Source organism: Vibrio salilacus (genome assembly GCF_002811245.1).
GTDB classification, from domain to species: domain Bacteria; phylum Pseudomonadota; class Gammaproteobacteria; order Enterobacterales; family Vibrionaceae; genus Vibrio; species Vibrio salilacus.
The window spans coordinates 20,544-37,078 of sequence record NZ_NIVQ01000026.1 but is presented as its reverse complement, the minus strand read 5'-3'; the positions used below and the strand labels follow the sequence as shown (position 1 = coordinate 37,078).

Annotated in this window: 15 protein-coding genes and 1 pseudogene; 11 read left to right on the top strand and 5 right to left on the bottom strand. The window is 44.0% G+C overall.

Annotation, left to right across the window (positions count from 1 at the left end):
* Nucleotides 1–346, bottom strand: a pseudogene (locus CDZ87_RS14505) (IS4 family transposase); the annotation flags it as partial.
* Nucleotides 347–397: 51 nt separating this feature from the next.
* Here CDZ87_RS14505 and CDZ87_RS14500 point away from each other — a divergent pair.
* Nucleotides 398–871, top strand: coding sequence for a fimbria/pilus periplasmic chaperone (locus CDZ87_RS14500; RefSeq protein ID WP_100754181.1), 474 nt, complete (start codon nt 398–400; stop codon nt 869–871).
* A gap of 74 nt (nt 872–945) precedes the next feature.
* Here the strand turns inward: CDZ87_RS14500 and CDZ87_RS14495 are convergent, their stop codons facing one another.
* Nucleotides 946–1,560: a response regulator gene (locus tag CDZ87_RS14495; protein ID WP_100754180.1), complete on the bottom strand. Its 615-nt coding sequence runs from the start codon at nt 1,558–1,560 to the stop codon at nt 946–948.
* A gap of 256 nt (nt 1,561–1,816) precedes the next feature.
* Between CDZ87_RS14495 and CDZ87_RS14490 the strand changes: the two genes are divergently transcribed.
* Nucleotides 1,817–5,176, top strand: coding sequence for an ATP-binding protein (locus tag CDZ87_RS14490; RefSeq protein ID WP_100754179.1), 3,360 nt, complete (start codon nt 1,817–1,819; stop codon nt 5,174–5,176).
* A gap of 26 nt (nt 5,177–5,202) precedes the next feature.
* Here the strand turns inward: CDZ87_RS14490 and birA are convergent, their stop codons facing one another.
* Both birA and murB read right to left on the bottom strand, forming a co-directional pair.
* Nucleotides 5,203–6,168 (bottom strand): bifunctional biotin--[acetyl-CoA-carboxylase] ligase/biotin operon repressor BirA, encoded by a 966-nt coding sequence (gene birA, locus CDZ87_RS14485; protein ID WP_100754178.1) that lies wholly within the window; start codon nt 6,166–6,168, stop codon nt 5,203–5,205.
* Nucleotides 6,165–7,235, bottom strand: a complete 1,071-nt coding sequence (gene murB / locus CDZ87_RS14480; RefSeq protein ID WP_100754177.1) for a UDP-N-acetylmuramate dehydrogenase — start codon at nt 7,233–7,235, stop codon at nt 6,165–6,167. The genes birA and murB overlap by 4 nt, the downstream gene beginning before the upstream one ends.
* Before the next feature lie 66 nt (nt 7,236–7,301).
* On the opposite strand from murB, the gene CDZ87_RS14475 reads away from it, so the two are divergent.
* The 8 genes from CDZ87_RS14475 (at nt 7,302) to fis (ending at nt 13,808) form a co-directional block, all read left to right on the top strand.
* Nucleotides 7,302–7,727, top strand: a complete 426-nt coding sequence (locus CDZ87_RS14475) for a GNAT family N-acetyltransferase (RefSeq protein WP_100754176.1) — start codon at nt 7,302–7,304, stop codon at nt 7,725–7,727.
* Nucleotides 7,728–7,784: 57 nt separating this feature from the next.
* A complete protein-coding gene (locus CDZ87_RS14470) occupies nt 7,785–8,405 on the top strand; it encodes a helix-turn-helix transcriptional regulator (RefSeq protein WP_100754175.1) in 621 nt (206 codons plus the stop codon).
* Nucleotides 8,406–8,515: 110 nt separating this feature from the next.
* Nucleotides 8,516–8,851, top strand: a complete 336-nt coding sequence (locus CDZ87_RS14465) for a DUF3135 domain-containing protein (protein ID WP_100754174.1) — start codon at nt 8,516–8,518, stop codon at nt 8,849–8,851.
* Nucleotides 8,852–9,201: 350 nt separating this feature from the next.
* Complete coding sequence (locus CDZ87_RS14460; protein WP_100754173.1) at nt 9,202–9,492, top strand: co-chaperone GroES; 291 nt, start codon at nt 9,202–9,204, stop codon at nt 9,490–9,492.
* Between the two features lie 76 nt (nt 9,493–9,568).
* Nucleotides 9,569–11,224 carry a chaperonin GroEL gene (gene groL, locus CDZ87_RS14455; RefSeq protein ID WP_100754172.1) on the top strand — a complete coding sequence of 552 codons (1,656 nt, stop codon included), beginning with the start codon at nt 9,569–9,571 and terminating at the stop codon, nt 11,222–11,224.
* Between the two features lie 143 nt (nt 11,225–11,367).
* Nucleotides 11,368–12,255 carry a 50S ribosomal protein L11 methyltransferase gene (prmA, locus tag CDZ87_RS14450; protein ID WP_100754171.1) on the top strand — a complete coding sequence of 296 codons (888 nt, stop codon included), beginning with the start codon at nt 11,368–11,370 and terminating at the stop codon, nt 12,253–12,255.
* A gap of 138 nt (nt 12,256–12,393) precedes the next feature.
* Nucleotides 12,394–13,356 carry a tRNA dihydrouridine synthase DusB gene (gene dusB, locus CDZ87_RS14445; RefSeq protein ID WP_216639387.1) on the top strand — a complete coding sequence of 321 codons (963 nt, stop codon included), beginning with the start codon at nt 12,394–12,396 and terminating at the stop codon, nt 13,354–13,356.
* 155 nt (nt 13,357–13,511) lie between these two features.
* A complete protein-coding gene (gene fis / locus CDZ87_RS14440) occupies nt 13,512–13,808 on the top strand; it encodes a DNA-binding transcriptional regulator Fis (protein ID WP_000462885.1) in 297 nt (98 codons plus the stop codon).
* 307 nt (nt 13,809–14,115) lie between these two features.
* Here fis and zntR read toward each other — a convergent pair whose 3' ends face one another.
* The gene (gene zntR / locus CDZ87_RS14435; protein WP_100754170.1) at nt 14,116–14,538 is read right to left on the bottom strand and encodes a Zn(2+)-responsive transcriptional regulator; all 423 of its coding nucleotides are present in this window, start codon (nt 14,536–14,538) and stop codon (nt 14,116–14,118) included.
* A gap of 283 nt (nt 14,539–14,821) precedes the next feature.
* Here zntR and purH point away from each other — a divergent pair, with 283 nt between their 5' ends.
* The gene (gene purH / locus CDZ87_RS14425; RefSeq protein WP_100754169.1) at nt 14,822–16,429 is read left to right on the top strand and encodes a bifunctional phosphoribosylaminoimidazolecarboxamide formyltransferase/IMP cyclohydrolase; all 1,608 of its coding nucleotides are present in this window, start codon (nt 14,822–14,824) and stop codon (nt 16,427–16,429) included.
* Nucleotides 16,430–16,535 lie beyond the last annotated feature (106 nt).

The following is a 16,535-nucleotide window of genomic DNA, read 5'->3' as shown; positions in this document are numbered from 1 at the left end:
GTGCGACTGAAGCTCGCAATACCATAAGCCGTTTTTGCTCACGAATATCAGACCAATCAACAAGTATAATGGGCATCGCATTGCCCGAACAGATAAAGCTAGCATGCCAACGGTATACAGCGAGTCGCTCTTTGTGGAGGTGACGATTACCTAACAATCGGTCGATCCGTTTGATGTTATGTTTTGTTCTCGCTTTGGTCGGCAGGTTACGGCCAAGTTCGGTAAGAGTGAGAGTTTTACAGTCAAGTAATGCGTGGCAAGCCAACGTTAAGCTGTTGAGTCGTTTTAAGTGTAATTCGGGGCAGAATTGGTAAAGAGAGTCGTGTAAAATATCGAGTTCGCACATCTTGTTGTCTGGTTATTGATTTTTGGCGAAACCATTTGATCATATGACAAGATGTGTATCTACCTTAACTTGATGATTTTTATCAAAATCATTAGGGGATTCCTCAGTATAAAGCGTAAGCCGGTCACGACGGAGCAATTGTATTGGTTAAATCTTTATGAATTGCCACCAAACACTAATCATCAATCAGATAAAATTGCATTGATCATGCAGACACAATATAAAGTTTTCTACAGAAACTCTTCAATGACATTATCGAATGAAGAATTTGAAAAAGTCATTGAGTTAAGTGAAGAAGAAGAACAAGGAAAACATTATTTAAGGATTAGAAACCAGTCTGATATTCATGTTAATTTATCGAAGATAGAGATCAATGGTCATCACTATAAAAATTTTAATCGCACTATCTTACCCAGATCAAGTGAAAAGGTTCTTTTAACATCACCGATAAAAAATAGCCCAATAACATTAATCCTCATCGATGATGAAGGACTGTTTTTTTCCATATCAAAAGAAATAAGATAAACGTATAAGAAAGAGATGGATATATATTATATTCATTCTTTACGTTAAAATGATTAAATATTAGCCTCGTATCATTAATCGAGGCTTTTTATATATTCATAAATTTCTGAATCATGCTCGAGACCTAGTTTTATCATCGCTTGTTTTTTCTGAGTGCTGATCGTTTTTATACTGCGATTCGTGTGGATGGCTATTTTTGATACACTCATACCAGAGCTGAATAACCTCAATACCTCCAACTCTTTTGGAGAAGGTTCTGTTAACGTGCGTTGCCGGCTTAGTATTAAATTACTGACGCTTGGTGAAATATATTTCCCACCATTTTTTACAACAGAAATAACGTGGTGAATATCCGTAAGAACATCTTTCTTAAGTAATACACCATCAATGCCTGATCGTACTAATGAGTTGAGTAATGCCGTGTTGGTCATTTGCGTTAGCACAATAATCTTAATATTATGATGCTCGCGTTTTATTTTATTGATCATGGCGATACCATCGACGTAATCATTATTAGGCATGCTGTAGTCAGTGATCAAAATGTCGATTTTTTCTTTCGATAAGGTTTTAAATAGCGCTTCGACACTGGTTGCTTCTGCGATAATTTTGAAACCTTTATTTTGGTTTTCTATTAATGCTTTCACGCCAGATAATACGATTGGGTGATCATCGGCTATCATGACTTTCATATCATTACCATTTATTAGAAGTATGCATAGGATAATAAGTTTCTATTATATCACATATGGATTCGGAAAAGACTATCATGGCTAATTTTTGTTCACAAACCGAGTAAAAACAAGACCGATGACGTGTAGAGAGAAGACGAGATGGCTGAACACAGCTAGAAAATGAATTCAAGTGAGTTTATTGTATAGTGAAAGTATGCTATGCCATTTTACTGGGTGTCATTAGGCTATTTAAACGAATCTGTAGGTTATTCGAATGCGTGTTTTACTTATTACTCTTTGGTTTTTTAGCGTATGCACTTTAGCTACTGAAACCCATCGTTACCTAAAGGTTGGTTATCTTGAACAGGGTTGGCCTCCTTATCAATTAGCCAATCAGGTTAGACCAACTGGTTTTAGTGTTGATGTGATCACGGCGCTACTTAATGATATCGATTATCAGCCTGACTGGTATGAGTTTAACGATTGGGCGGCAGCCAGAAAAGGTCTTTGCCGTGGTGATATTGATATTTTAATTGATGCATTTGCTAGTAGCGATAATCAACCCTGTATTTCATTTTCTAAAGCCTACCACAAAAGCCCGTTTGTTGTGGTTGTGAATCCAAATAGCTTCTACTTTAAAAACATTAATGAAATTAACGAATCACGCATAGTTGTTGAAAAGGGCTTCTTACTTGATGATAATTTCAACGACTATTATCCCAAAGCAAAAAAAATAGTAGTGTCAGACACAGTCGCAGCTCTCAATGCGATTAAAAATGGAGAGGCTGATGTCTATATTGGTAACCGAGCAGTAAGTAAACACTTAACTGACAACAAAAAAGAACTTATGATTGTCGCTCAAGCGCCATTATTGGTCAATAGTATTCATTTTGGTGTGCATAAAAATAATAATTTGTTGTTGGATAAAATTAATCAAGGCCTGTCCTCGCCTTCTTCTCAAGACATGATAGCTTTAGAGAAGAAGTGGTTTCGTATAGCATATACTTATATGGGACATAGTTCGATATTCCTTCGTCCTAAAGAGCGAGCGTGGTTAAAAGATTTACCGCCGATAAGATTAGCTTGGTTAGATGGTAACAATCCTATTTCTTTCATCGATAACAATAATAAACCCAACGGCGCAGCGAAAGATTACATTGATAGTATTAAAAATAACTTGGGTGTGTACTTTTCTTATGATCTTTATCGACATAAAAATAGCAATGACCTTTTTAAAGAAGCTGCTGTGGACGCTATATTTATCCCTAAAAGATTAATACCGTCGCTCTCTGAGTGGGTAGCGACGGATAGCTTTTTTAGTTTACCAGTTGTTATTGTTTCTCGGCGTGAACAAAAAATAAAAGGCATCGGCGACTTGGCAAATAAAAAAATTATTGGCACAGACAGGAAGCTGCTCGGTGATGTAAAAATTAAGATCACTTCTCTTACCTATGAAGTATCAGAGAATGTTGAGCTTGGTTTAGAAAGTCTGGCTGCTGGTCATGCTGACGCTTATATCGGTGACATTGCCTCCATCGCTAACAGTTTACGAGATAACCCTCAGTTTGATTTAGCGATTACAGGAAAAACATCAATAAATAACGATTTTGTTTTGGCGATACACAATCGCTATGCTCCGTTAATACCACTTGTGAACCGTTCTATTGCCAGTCTTGAAAAATTAGAGCGAGAAGAGATTGTCAATCGTTGGTTTCCAATGCGCTCTCTTAATGAGATTAGCTGGATAGCGGTGTTGAAAAAACTAGGTCCATTTTTTATTGCTACAGCATTGGTTATTATTCTCGTTACTCGGGCGTACTGGCGACTCAGAAAGTTATTAGTTTATAAAAACAAAATTGAAATTGCTTTAGAGAAGGCTAAGGAAAAAGCAGAAAATGAGGCACAAATTAAGGCGATTTTTTTAGCCACGATGAGCCATGAAATTCGTACGCCAATTCATGGAATTATAGGTATGCTAGAACAAATTTCGATGACTAAATTGAATTTTGAACAGCGACAAATGTTGGCAGTGACTTCTTCTTCGGCTTCCACTTTATATCATATCGTTTCTGATGTTTTAGATTATTCTAAAATCGAAGCTAATAAACTTGAAATAGAATCATCCCCCTTTGTTTTACGTGATCTAATTGATCATGTGTTACTGGTAAGTGGCAATGAAGTAAAGAAGAAAAATTTGTCACTAGTGCTACAAATCGAGCCAAGTTTGGCAGCCATTTACAAAGGAGATGAGTACCGACTACAACAAGTAATGATCAATCTCGTTAGTAATGCGATCAAGTTTACCAATGAAGGTGGCCTATTAATTACGCTGGAAGTTGTTACTGAGCATAATAATAAACATCTACTCAAGATCGGCGTCAAGGATAGCGGAATTGGTATGAGTGAAGAACAAGTGGCAAGAATATTCCAACCTTTCGCCCAAGCTGAAAAATCGACGACGCGGAGATTTGGTGGTACCGGATTAGGCCTTACCATTAGTCAGCATCTGATAGAATTAATGTCTGGTGAAATGATCGTTGAGAGTCAAAAAGATCAAGGAAGTTGGGTTGGTTTTCAGATTCCATTGCTTATCAGTGCTAAGGAAAAAACCGATCCTCACTTACATGGTTTATCTGTGAGCGTAAAGGTTCAAGATCCAATATTAAACTCGAGTTTGACCAGCCACCTTCTATCTTTAGGAGTGGCAGTAAATAAAAGCGCGTCAGTTGTGACATTCAGTGATTACAAGGCTGAGGCAGAAGTTTATTTAACCCCTTTGTCTGGCATGGTGGGAGTGCGTCGAGGTGATGGACAATGGTTATTAAATTCACAACCTATCACGAATAGAAGTGTACAACTGGTCTGTTACGAAATTTTAGGATTGAAAGACACAGCGGTTATCTCTGATTATCAGGATGCCGTATTGCCGATTCGAATTTTAGTTGTTGAAGATAATGATGTTAATCGTATGTTGATGGCCCATCAACTACACCAAATCGGTTTACTTTTCGACATGGCAGAAAATGGCAATGATGCGTTAAGTTATCTGGCCAATCAAGATTACGCATTAGTGCTCTGTGATTGTCACATGCCCTATATGGATGGTTACCAGTTAAGCCAACAAATCCGATTAGAAAATGCGATATATCGTGATATTCCGATTGTTGCGATGACGGCCGATGTATTGAATGCTCAGAGATCACGTTGTTTGGCAGCAGGTATGAATGATTTCCTTAGTAAGCCTATCCGGCTTCATGATCTACGTTCTGTGTTACAAGGCTGGGGAGTAGTAGACAGTCATGGTTTAGATATTGAATCGTTAACCAATGCATTTGGTGATGTCGATATACTTTTGGATATATTGACGGCATCTGTCAATAGTTTGTATGCCGGGTTAACTATGTCAGTCGATGACGTTGAACGTGCGGAATGGGTACATAAGCAAACCGGTACCGTCGCTCTTTTAGGGCTGAATTCCTTGGCGGAAGAGGGAAGTGATGCCGAATTAATATTACGTGAGAGGTTTGATGATGGTATTTATTTTAACTATCGAGCTAAATTATTTCTTGTTATGCGCCAACTAGAATGTGCCATTATTCAAGTGAACAATGGGAAGCCCAAGTGCTCAGAATGACGGCTTTGGGCATTATGAGCTTGTGACTATAACCTAGCCGCTCGCAAGCTAATCTCCCCACCAATAAAGCTCTCGATGCCGCGCTCGGTCTCAAGCAAAACAGCACCTTGCTCATTGATGCCCTTAGCAATACCGCTTATTTCCCTTGGCCCCATGATCAACTTGATTGGTCGGCCAATATAATTATCTAAGCGGTTCCAGCGTTCGACGAAACCTTGCATGCCATACACCTCATAATCACTGAGTGCGCGGTGTAGCGTTTGGATCATCGTGACGGCCAGTTGGTTACGGTCGAACGGTTGTAATTGTGCCACTTCGGTTAAGCTTGCCCATGGCTGGGTAATCCCTTGCGTATCCTCTGCCATCGCCAAATTCATGCCCATGCCGATCACAATATTCGCTGCCGCGCCTGCTTGGCCTGACATCTCAACTAAAATACCGGCAAGTTTTCGGTCTTGATAATAGAGATCGTTGGGCCACTTGAGCTTAACGCCGTTTAAGCCCAGCGCTTCAAGCGCCTCGACAATGGCCACACCCACCACCAAGCTCAGCCCCATCGCCGCCGCCATTCCGGCATCTAAGCGCCAGAACATCGATAAATATAAGTTAGCGCCAAAAGGCGACACCCATTCACGCCCACGACGTCCACGGCCTTTGGCTTGATACTCCGCGATGCACACGGCGCCAGACTCTAAGCTATCGATGCGTTCGAGCAAGTATTGATTGGTCGAATCGATGATGGGAATCAGTTGTACAGGAGTGGTCAGTTGCTTGGAAAGAAGCGCTTGGTTAAGCAGTTGCATCGGGCGGGCCAGTTGATACCCTTTGCCTTGCACACTAAAAATATCCACGCCCCATTGCTGAATACCTTTGACGTGTTTACTAATCGCGGCGCGCGACACGCCGAACTGTTCACCGAGCTGCTCGCCAGAGTGAAAACCGCCCTGAGCCAATAGGTGTAAAATGCCGAGTTTGATTGAGTGGTCTTTCATTGGCGCTGCTCCAAAATCGTGTCGAGATTGGTTTCTGCTAGTGCGCCCATAAAACGGACCTCGTGCTCAAGTTTTATCTGATAGCGCTGATAAACGCTGTCGCGGATGTGAGCGGCAAGGTTTACCACATCGTCGGCACTGGCTTGATTGGCATTTATCAGCACCAAGGCTTGCTTCGGGTGAACTTGCGCACCGCCAACAGTAAACCCTTTAAGCTGACACTGATCGATAAGCCAACCCGCGGCGACTTTCATCTGGTCGTCAGCAGGATAGGCAACAATGTTCGGGAATTGCGCTTTAAGTCGTTCAAAGTGGGGCATTGATATGATTGGGTTTTTAAAAAAACTACCGGCATTGCCCACTTTTTCTGGATCGGGAAGTTTCTCAATACGAACTTGGCATACACGTTGAAAAATATCGTTGGCACTGATGTCATCGGTGGAATGATGTTGCTTACCCTCAACCGTCAAGGCGCGCAGTGGGCCGTACTCAATATTGGCTTGCCAAGCTTTGTTCAGTTTCAAGCCAATCGCAGTGATGATGACTTTGCCTTGCAGTTGACGTTTGAAAATCGAGTCTCGATAGCCAAACTGACATGACTCTGCGCTGAGCCTTTGCACGATGAAGTCTTCGAGATTAAGTATATCGACATACTCACAGACATCTTGAAGTTCAGTGCCATACGCGCCAATGTTTTGAATGGGAGCACTGCCACAGCAGCCAGGGATCAACGCCAAGTTTTCAAGCCCAGCATAGCCTTGCTCAACCGACCATTTGACCAATGATGGCCAATCCTCGCCACCAGCAATATGTAAGTGCCACGCCGTGTCTGTTTCTGTCACGGTTTTTCCTTGCAGACGATTGAGAATCACCACACCTTGATAGGCTTGGGTAAACAGCATATTGCTGCCTCTGCCCAACACAAGCTTAGGTAAGCTCGCCCAAGCTGGATTTTGATAGATGGCTTTCAAATCGTCGACACTGTGCGCTTTGACTAAGTAAGCACAAGTCTGAGGAATCGAAAAGGTATGGTAGTGACTTAAGTCTGCGTTGGTTTTAATTTGCATTGCTTTTGCTGGCTAATCTAAACTGCCTGCATTCTACCTTACTTTAGCCCTTGGTTTTACTCTTTGATGAATACGCTGCAGATAGCAACGCTAGACCCAATAAAACTGCCGCTGGTGGCCCGCTTGTATAAAGCGCACTACCCTGCTGGCAAAGCGAAGAAAGATGAATTGACGATTGTCGGCTATCATCAAAACCAAATTGTCGCCCTAGTGCGTTTGCGTAATGTTGAACAATATCGACTATTAACCGGGATGTTAGTCGTGCCTGACTATCGGCAACATGGTTTTGGTCATCAGCTTATGGCCTACTGTCAGCAGCAAGTGTTGAAGGTGGGCGATTACTGTTTCGCTTACCAACACCTTGAAGGCTTTTATGCTCAATATGGGTTTCAAGCCATCAATAGTGACGCGTTACCCAATAGTCTCAAATCACTGTTTGAGCGCTATAGCCGAACCAAACCTTTAGTGGCGATGCAATATATCGAGACGTAAAGCATTTGCTTTATAAATAGCTTACTTCATAATATTTATAGCGTTGAGGGAGCACACATGAAAAGCGTCGAGAAAATACTACAAACCGTTAAGCGTGGTGGTGCGGTGACCGCCAAGCAAATCGCCGATGAATTAGCCATGACCACGATGGGCGCACGCCAACATTTGCAAGGGCTTGAAGATGACGGGTTGCTCGCGTTTGAAGACGTAAAGGTGAAAGTAGGTCGCCCAACGCGTCATTGGTCTTTAACGCCAAAGGGCCACGCTAAGTTCACCGATCGCCACGGTGAGTTGACGATTCAAATGATTGAGGCGGTTGAAACCTTGTTCGGCGTAGAGGGACTGCAAAAAGTCGCCGATGAACGCGAAGCCAAAACCTACCGTCTTTATTTATCCGAGTTGGAGAAATGCCAAACCCTCGAACAAAAGCTGCATCGATTAGTCTCTCTTCGCCAGCAAGACGGTTATATGGCCGAGTTAGAAAAGTTGGGTAATTGTTTTTTATTGATCGAAAATCATTGCCCAATCTGTAAAGCCGCCACACGTTGTCCCAGTTTATGTCAGTCAGAGCTCAATATCTTTCAGCGCCTGCTTGGCGATAAATTTTACATCGAGCGCACAGAGCATATCGTCGAAGGTCAACGGCGCTGCGTTTATAAAATCAACAGCTTGGTATAGCTCCCCCCGTATTATTGCTAAGACATCAAGTTCCTCAATACACAATTGCGCTTTTTTCGACTATTTTTAATAGTGTTGTTGATAGTTTAATCAACATTAGAGGAGGCTGCATGAACTCACCGTTAATCAACCAAACCCTTCCAGCATTTGATGAGTTAATGGCGCTAGCAGAAAGTAATCCGATTGCTTTTGCTCAGTTTAAACATCAGATGTGCCAAGAGCTGATTCAATCGGCCTCTGAACCGATGCAAGATAGACTATGGGCGCAACAAAGCCACATTGATCGTGTAGTGGGTAATTGTAAAAACCCCAATCATGCTAATGTGGTTTTAATGCGTGAGCTGGTATCGCAAATGGTCAAGTTTCAAGATGTGCTCGACAGTGATGGTAGTGATATTGACTCAAAGCCGGAGGCAGAGATTATTCCTTTTGATCAGTGGCGCTAGTTGGGTTGGGGTTATTCGCAATGTAAGGCTATGTACGGTGGGTTTTATTTCGTCATTCCAGAAACGAGGGACGAGTTATCTGGAATCTAAAGTAGCGCGTGGCGGATCAACGAGAATGCGGTGAAACCTAGATTCTGAATCACGGTCGTGCCTCCCTGTTCAGAATGACGTCCTCTTTATCCCGCTTTTCTAACTCATCACTCAAATCTAACCTTGATCACAAAAAACTTTTCTTTGCCCCTTGGGTTTGTCTAGATTGCCCCTCATATACCTACCACAAGCACAAGGCTTTGGCGCCTGTTCAAGGCAATTATCACATCAACATGGAAATTTTCAGGAGAAAACGACCAATGAACATTCGTCCATTACACGACCGAGTTATTGTAGAACGCCAAGAAGTTGAGTCTAAATCAGCGGGTGGTATTGTTCTTACTGGTTCTGCCGCAGAGAAATCGACTCGCGGTGTTGTTCTTGCTGTAGGTAAAGGCCGCATCCTAGAAAACGGTACCGTTATGCCGTTAGACGTTAAAGTTGGTGATACGGTAATCTTCGCTGAAGGCTACGGTACCAAAACTGAAAAAATCGACGGTAAAGAAGTGCTGGTGATGTCTGAAAACGACATCATGGCAATCGTTGAATAAATAGCAATCATTGAGTAATTTTTTGCTCAAGTTCAAGCATTAATCCAACCAAAGAATTTAGAAAAGGAAACTAAAGATGGCTGCTAAAGACGTTAAATTTGGTAATGACGCACGTATTAAAATGCTAGAAGGTGTCAACGTTCTCGCTGACGCTGTAAAAGTAACCCTCGGTCCTAAAGGCCGTAACGTGGTGCTAGACAAATCTTTTGGTGCACCAACTATCACAAAAGATGGTGTATCAGTCGCACGTGAAATCGAACTTGAAGACAAGTTCCAAAACATGGGCGCGCAAATGGTAAAAGAAGTCGCGTCTCAAGCAAACGACGCGGCAGGTGATGGTACAACAACGGCGACCGTTCTAGCGCAATCTATCATTACTGAAGGCCTTAAAGCGGTTGCAGCGGGTATGAACCCAATGGATCTTAAACGTGGCATTGATAAAGCTGTTATTGCTGCGGTTGAAGAGCTGAAAAAGCTGTCTGTACCATGTGAAGACACCAAAGCTATCGCGCAAGTCGGTACTATCTCTGCAAACTCTGACGTGAGCGTTGGTAACATCATTGCAGAAGCGATGGACAAAGTTGGTCGTGATGGTGTTATCACGGTTGAAGAAGGTCAAGCGCTGCAAGATGAGCTAGATGTGGTCGAAGGTATGCAGTTTGACCGCGGTTATCTGTCTCCTTACTTCATCAACAACCAAGAAGCGGGTTCTGTTGAACTAGAAAACCCATTCATTCTTCTGATCGACAAGAAAATCTCGAACATTCGCGAGCTTCTACCGACATTAGAAGCGGTAGCAAAAGCGTCACGTCCGTTATTGATCATTGCAGAAGATGTTGAAGGCGAAGCGCTTGCAACACTGGTTGTCAACAACATGCGCGGTATCGTGAAAGTTGCGGCTGTGAAAGCGCCTGGTTTCGGTGACCGTCGTAAAGCCATGCTACAAGACATTGCGGTTCTAACTGGCGGTACGGTGATTTCTGAAGAAGTGGGTCTAGAACTTGAAAAAGTAGTACTAGAAGACTTAGGTCAAGCGAAGCGTATTGCGATCACTAAAGAAAACACCACCATCATCGATGGTATGGGTGAAGAAGCGATGATCCAAGGTCGCGTGACGCAAATTCGTCAGCAAATCGAAGAAGCGACTTCAGATTACGACAAAGAGAAACTGCAAGAACGCGTTGCTAAGCTCGCGGGCGGTGTTGCTGTGATCAAAGTTGGCGCTGCAACTGAAGTTGAAATGAAAGAGAAAAAAGACCGCGTAGAAGATGCATTGCATGCGACTCGCGCTGCGGTTGAAGAAGGTGTTGTTGCTGGTGGTGGTGTGGCTCTTATCCGCGCGGCTTCTAAGATTGTTGACCTAGAAGGTGACAATGAAGATCAAAACGTTGGTATTCGCGTTGCATTGCGTGCAATGGAATCACCACTTCGTCAAATCACTAAGAACGCTGGTGATGAAGACTCAGTGGTTGCTAACAACGTTAAAGCGGGTGACGGTAGCTACGGTTACAACGCTGCAACAGGTGAGTACGGCGATATGCTTGAAATGGGTATTCTAGACCCAACTAAAGTGACTCGTAGTGCACTTCAGTTCGCGGCGTCGGTTGCTGGTCTGATGATCACAACAGAAGCGATGGTTACAGACCTACCAGCTAAAGACTCTTCACCAATGCCTGATATGGGCGGTATGGGTGGCATGGGTGGCATGGGTGGTATGGGCGGCATGATGTAATCATCCCCTAGCTATTCAGCGCTAAAAACGGAGACTTCGGTCTCCGTTTTTTTGTTGGCTCCGCAGCGATTCGTCGATAAAATCTGCACAATTCTGCTAAACTCTGCGCCAATTCACTTTAATCAATGTAAGAGCACAATCCCATGCCTTGGATTCAAATTAAACTCAACGCGACCAATCAAAACGCTGAACAGATTGGCGATATGTTAATGGACGAGACAGGGGCGCTATCTGTCACCTTTCTGGATGCTCACGATACTCCAGTATTCGAGCCTCTGCCCGGTGAAACGCGTCTGTGGGGCGATACTGATATTCTTGCGCTGTATGACGCTGAAGCCGATACCAACCTTATCATCGAACAAACCAAACTAAGCGGTTTGCTGCCTGAGGGCTTTGCTTATAAGGTCGAGCAGTTGGAAGATAAAGATTGGGAACGCGAGTGGATGGACAACTTCCACCCTCTCAAGTTTGGTCAGCGCCTGTGGATATGCCCAAGCTGGCGTGATGTACCAGAGCCTGATGCGGTCAATGTCATGCTCGATCCTGGCCTTGCGTTTGGTACCGGCACCCACCCAACGACAGCACTATGCCTTGAATGGCTAGAGCAACTTGACCTAAGCGGTAAAACCGTCATCGACTTTGGTTGTGGCTCTGGGATCTTAGCGATCGCTGCGATCAAACTGGGCGCCGAAAAAGTCATCGGCATCGACATTGATCCTCAAGCATTGCTTGCTTCAAAAGATAATGCCGAACGTAATGGGGTCGCTGATCAACTGACGGTTTACCTTCCCCAAGATCAGCCACAGAATCTGATCGCTGATGTGGTGGTCGCCAACATTCTTGCCGGCCCACTGCGTGAACTTTCACCGATCATTCAGTCATTAGTTAAGCCAAATGGCCAACTGGCGATGTCGGGTGTGCTCGATACGCAAGCCGAAGATGTTGCTAATTATTATCGTGATGCGTTTCACATTGATCCTATCAAAGAGCAAAGTGAATGGTGTCGCATCTCGGGTCGTAAGCAAGGCTAGACAAGACTTTGCGAGCTAATTGACTGATTTTTCGGCGTTTTACAAAAACAATTTGTAAATGCTCAAATATTAGTCTTTTCACGGCGCAAAAAAATGCGTAAAATGCGCGCCCTTGCTGGTTCACAGTGTGAAGACGTTTTGAAAATCGGAAATTACCAACTAAAGAATAATCTCATCGTTGCTCCTATGGCAGGTGTGACCGATAGACCGTTCCGTGAGTTGTGTCTCCGTTATGGGGCAGGAATGGCCGTCAGTGAAATGATGTCGTCCAATCCTAAGCTATGGGAAACGTCTAAATCGAAGCAACGCATGGTACATGAAGGCGAGTCAGGTATTCGCTCGGTACAAATTGCGGGAGCCGATCCACAGCTGATGGCCGACGCTGCTCAGTTTAGTGTTGAAAATGGTGCGCAAATCATCGATATCAACATGGGCTGTCCAGCAAAGAAAGTGAACAAGAAGCTTGCCGGCTCTGCATTACTACAGCATCCAGACATCATTAAACAGATTCTGCTCGCGGTAGTGAACGCAGTCGATGTTCCTGTGACATTGAAAACTCGGACAGGTTGGGACACAGACAATAAAAACTGCGTCCAAATTGCGAAATTAGCCGAAGACTGCGGCATACAAGCTTTAGCGCTCCATGGGCGTACCAAGGCTTGCATGTACAAAGGTGAGGCGGAATATGACAGCATTAAAGCGGTCAAGCAGGCAATCTCGATACCGGTTATCGCTAACGGTGATATCGATAGTCCAGAGAGAGCCAAGCATGTACTGGAGTACACCGGTGCAGACGCTTTAATGATTGGGCGCCCCGCACAGGGACGTCCGTGGATTTTTCAGGAAATCCAGCATTTTTTGGAAAACGGCACCACGATGCCTGAACTTCCGTATTCGGAAGTAAAAGACATTCTGCTCGGTCACGTTCATGCTCTCCATGAATTTTATGGTGAGTACTTAGGTCCCCGCATCGCGCGTAAGCACGTAGGTTGGTATTTAAAAGAACATGAGCAAGCGAGTGAGTTTCGCCGTACCTTCAACGCACTTGATGCAGCCGAGCTGCAAATTGAGGCATTAGAAGGTTACTTTGATTTAGCCTGAATAGTTGGCGTTTCAGCTAGGCGACAAGTAAGTTCAGACCGATGAAGATAGAGATTCTATTTGAGTAGGCAGGATTTACGCAGTCAACCACGCTGCGACGACATATATGACAGGTATAACGTTGCATCATAATTAAGAGAAGAGCTAAACCGAATATGTTCGAACAAAATCTGACTTCAGAAGCATTAACAGTAACTACAGTAACGTCACAAGACCAGATTACTCAGAAGCCTTTACGTGACTCTGTTAAAGCGTCTCTTAAAAACTACTTGGCTCAACTGAACGGTCAGGAAGTCACAGAACTATACGAATTAGTTCTTGCGGAAGTGGAACAGCCACTACTAGACACCATCATGCAATACACTCGCGGTAACCAAACTCGCGCAGCAACTATGATGGGTATCAACCGCGGTACTCTTCGCAAAAAACTTAAGAAATACGGCATGAACTAGAACAAGTCCAACTTTGTTCAAATACTGAAAAGCCTGATGATCATGTCAGGCTTTTCATTCGTTATTATCAATATAAATACAGATTATTTGTCTCTTGCGATCAACAGATCTTGAGGCGTCTGCCACTGTAAGGCAACCGGTTGGTCTCCGTAGTATTGTTTCACTTCATCATCTAACCAGTCAAAGAAAAAGAAAACAATAGTAACAACGTGACATTAGAGAATAATGCAATATAAAAACAAAACCGCGGAAAATAACAAGCCTATGACATTGCCGAACGTATTCGACAACACCTACAACGCTCAATTCAGTCAGATAAATCAGCGTCGTTAGCATCCAACGCCGTCAGAATAGAGCAGTGGCTCGCATCATCATTATCATGACCACAACAAGCATCATTGATTTTCTTTAACGCACTACGTATGCGTGTCAGTTCATTGATTTTTTCATCAATCACCAACAATTTAGCACTGGTGATGGCCTTCACTTCAAAGCAACTGTGCTCAGTCGCCTCCAGTTTGATTTCTAGCAACTCGCGAATCTCATCGAGACTCAAACCTAAATCCTTCGCTTTTAGAATAAAGCTGACTTGTTTTTGGTTTTCTTGGTTATACAAACGATAGCCTGACTCACTGCGACCCGCTGGCTTAAGCAGTCGATTTTTCTCATAAAAACGCAACGTGTCGGCGGTTACATTGCAGCGTTTTGCCAATTCTCCAATCTGAAACATAAACTTCCCTATTAACGCTTTCGTTACGTTTGCCATCAAAACTCGCGGTTTTTACAATTATTTTTGCGATGCCAAACGATTGCGCGAGCTTTTTTGTAATAAATTAGTTAGAATGTGCGCCATCAAACTCAGAGACTGACTTTTCATCATTGATGATGGCAAAGGTCTTTACCAAAACTGGCCAATATCTTACCTTTTCTCGATAACAAAGCGTAAGAACAAGTTCATTTTTGGCAAATATCTTTATTACGTATTAACTCTGTGACTTTGAGGAAATGGAAGCATGACTATCGCTCGTCCTATTCGCCGCGCTTTGATTAGCGTATCAGACAAAACTGGTATCGTAGAATTTGCCGAGGCTCTTGCTGAGCGTGGCGTAGATATTCTATCAACAGGTGGCACAGCGCGCCTTCTCGCGCAGCAAGGCATCTCAGTAACCGAAGTTTCAGACTACACCGGTTTCCCTGAAATGATGGACGGTCGCGTTAAAACGCTTCACCCCAAAGTGCACGGTGGTGTGCTTGGTCGTCGTGGTCAAGACGATGATGTAATGGAAAAACATGGCATCAACCCAATCGACATGGTTGTGGTTAACCTTTACCCTTTCGCAGAAACCGTTGCTAAAGAAGGTTGCACCCTTGCTGACGCGGTTGAGAACATCGACATCGGTGGCCCAACCATGGTTCGCTCTGCAGCAAAAAACCACAAAGACGTCACTATCGTCGTGAACGCACACGACTACGACCGCGTTATCACAGAGATGGATGCTAACGATAAGTCTCTAACGCTAGAGACTCGTTTCGACCTCGCTATCGCTGCATTTGAACACACTGCGTCATACGATGGCATGATCGCCAACTACTTCGGCACTATGGTTCCCTCTTACGGTGTATCCCCTGAAACAGTAAGTAAAGAGGGTGATGAAGAGAGCAAGTTCCCGCGCACGTTCAACCAGCAGTTTATCAAGAAGCAAGACATGCGCTACGGTGAGAACAGCCACCAAGATGCCGCTTTCTATGTAGAAGCCAACCCTGAAGAAGCTTCTGTATCAACGGCTCGCCAGATCCAAGGTAAAGCGCTTTCTTACAATAACATCGCCGATACTGACGCTGCCCTGGAATGTGTTAAAGAGTTTGACCAGCCTGCTTGTGTGATCGTTAAGCACGCTAACCCATGTGGTGTTGCGCTAGGCAAAGACATCTTAGAAGCATACAACCGCGCTTACCAAACCGACCCAACGTCTGCATTCGGCGGCATCATTGCCTTCAACCAAGAGCTAGACGCTGCAACAGCAACCGCTATTGTTGAGCGCCAGTTCGTTGAAGTGATTATCGCCCCTTCGGTTTCAGCTGCAGCGGTAGAAGTGGTAGCGGCGAAGAAAAATGTTCGTCTGCTTGAGTGTGGTGAATGGTCAACCAAGACAACTGGTTTTGATCTGAAACGCGTCAATGGCGGCTTACTGGTGCAAGATCGCGACCAAGGTATGGTGAGCCTAGATGACCTTAAGGTTGTCTCTAAACGTCAGCCAACAGAAGAAGAGCTAAAAGACGCGCTATTTTGCTGGAAAGTCGCCAAATACGTAAAATCTAACGCGATTGTTTACTCAAAAGGCGACATGACGATTGGTGTTGGTGCCGGCCAAATGAGCCGTGTTTATTCCGCCAAGATCGCTGGAATCAAAGCGGCGGACGAAGGTCTGCAAGTTGAAGGTTGTGTGATGGCCTCTGACGCTTTCTTCCCATTCCGTGATGGCATTGATGCTGCAGCGCAAGCAGGCATTAAATGTGTGATTCAACCAGGCGGCTCTATGCGTGATGATGAAGTGATCGCGGCTGCAGACGAGCACGGCATGGCGATGATCTTTACTGGTATGCGTCACTTCCGCCACTAATGATAAGAAGCGAGGTACGAGCGTGATTCAGAATCTATTGAAGTGGATATAAATACTAGATTCCAGATAACTCGTCCCTCGTTTCTGGAATGACAAAATTTAGTTT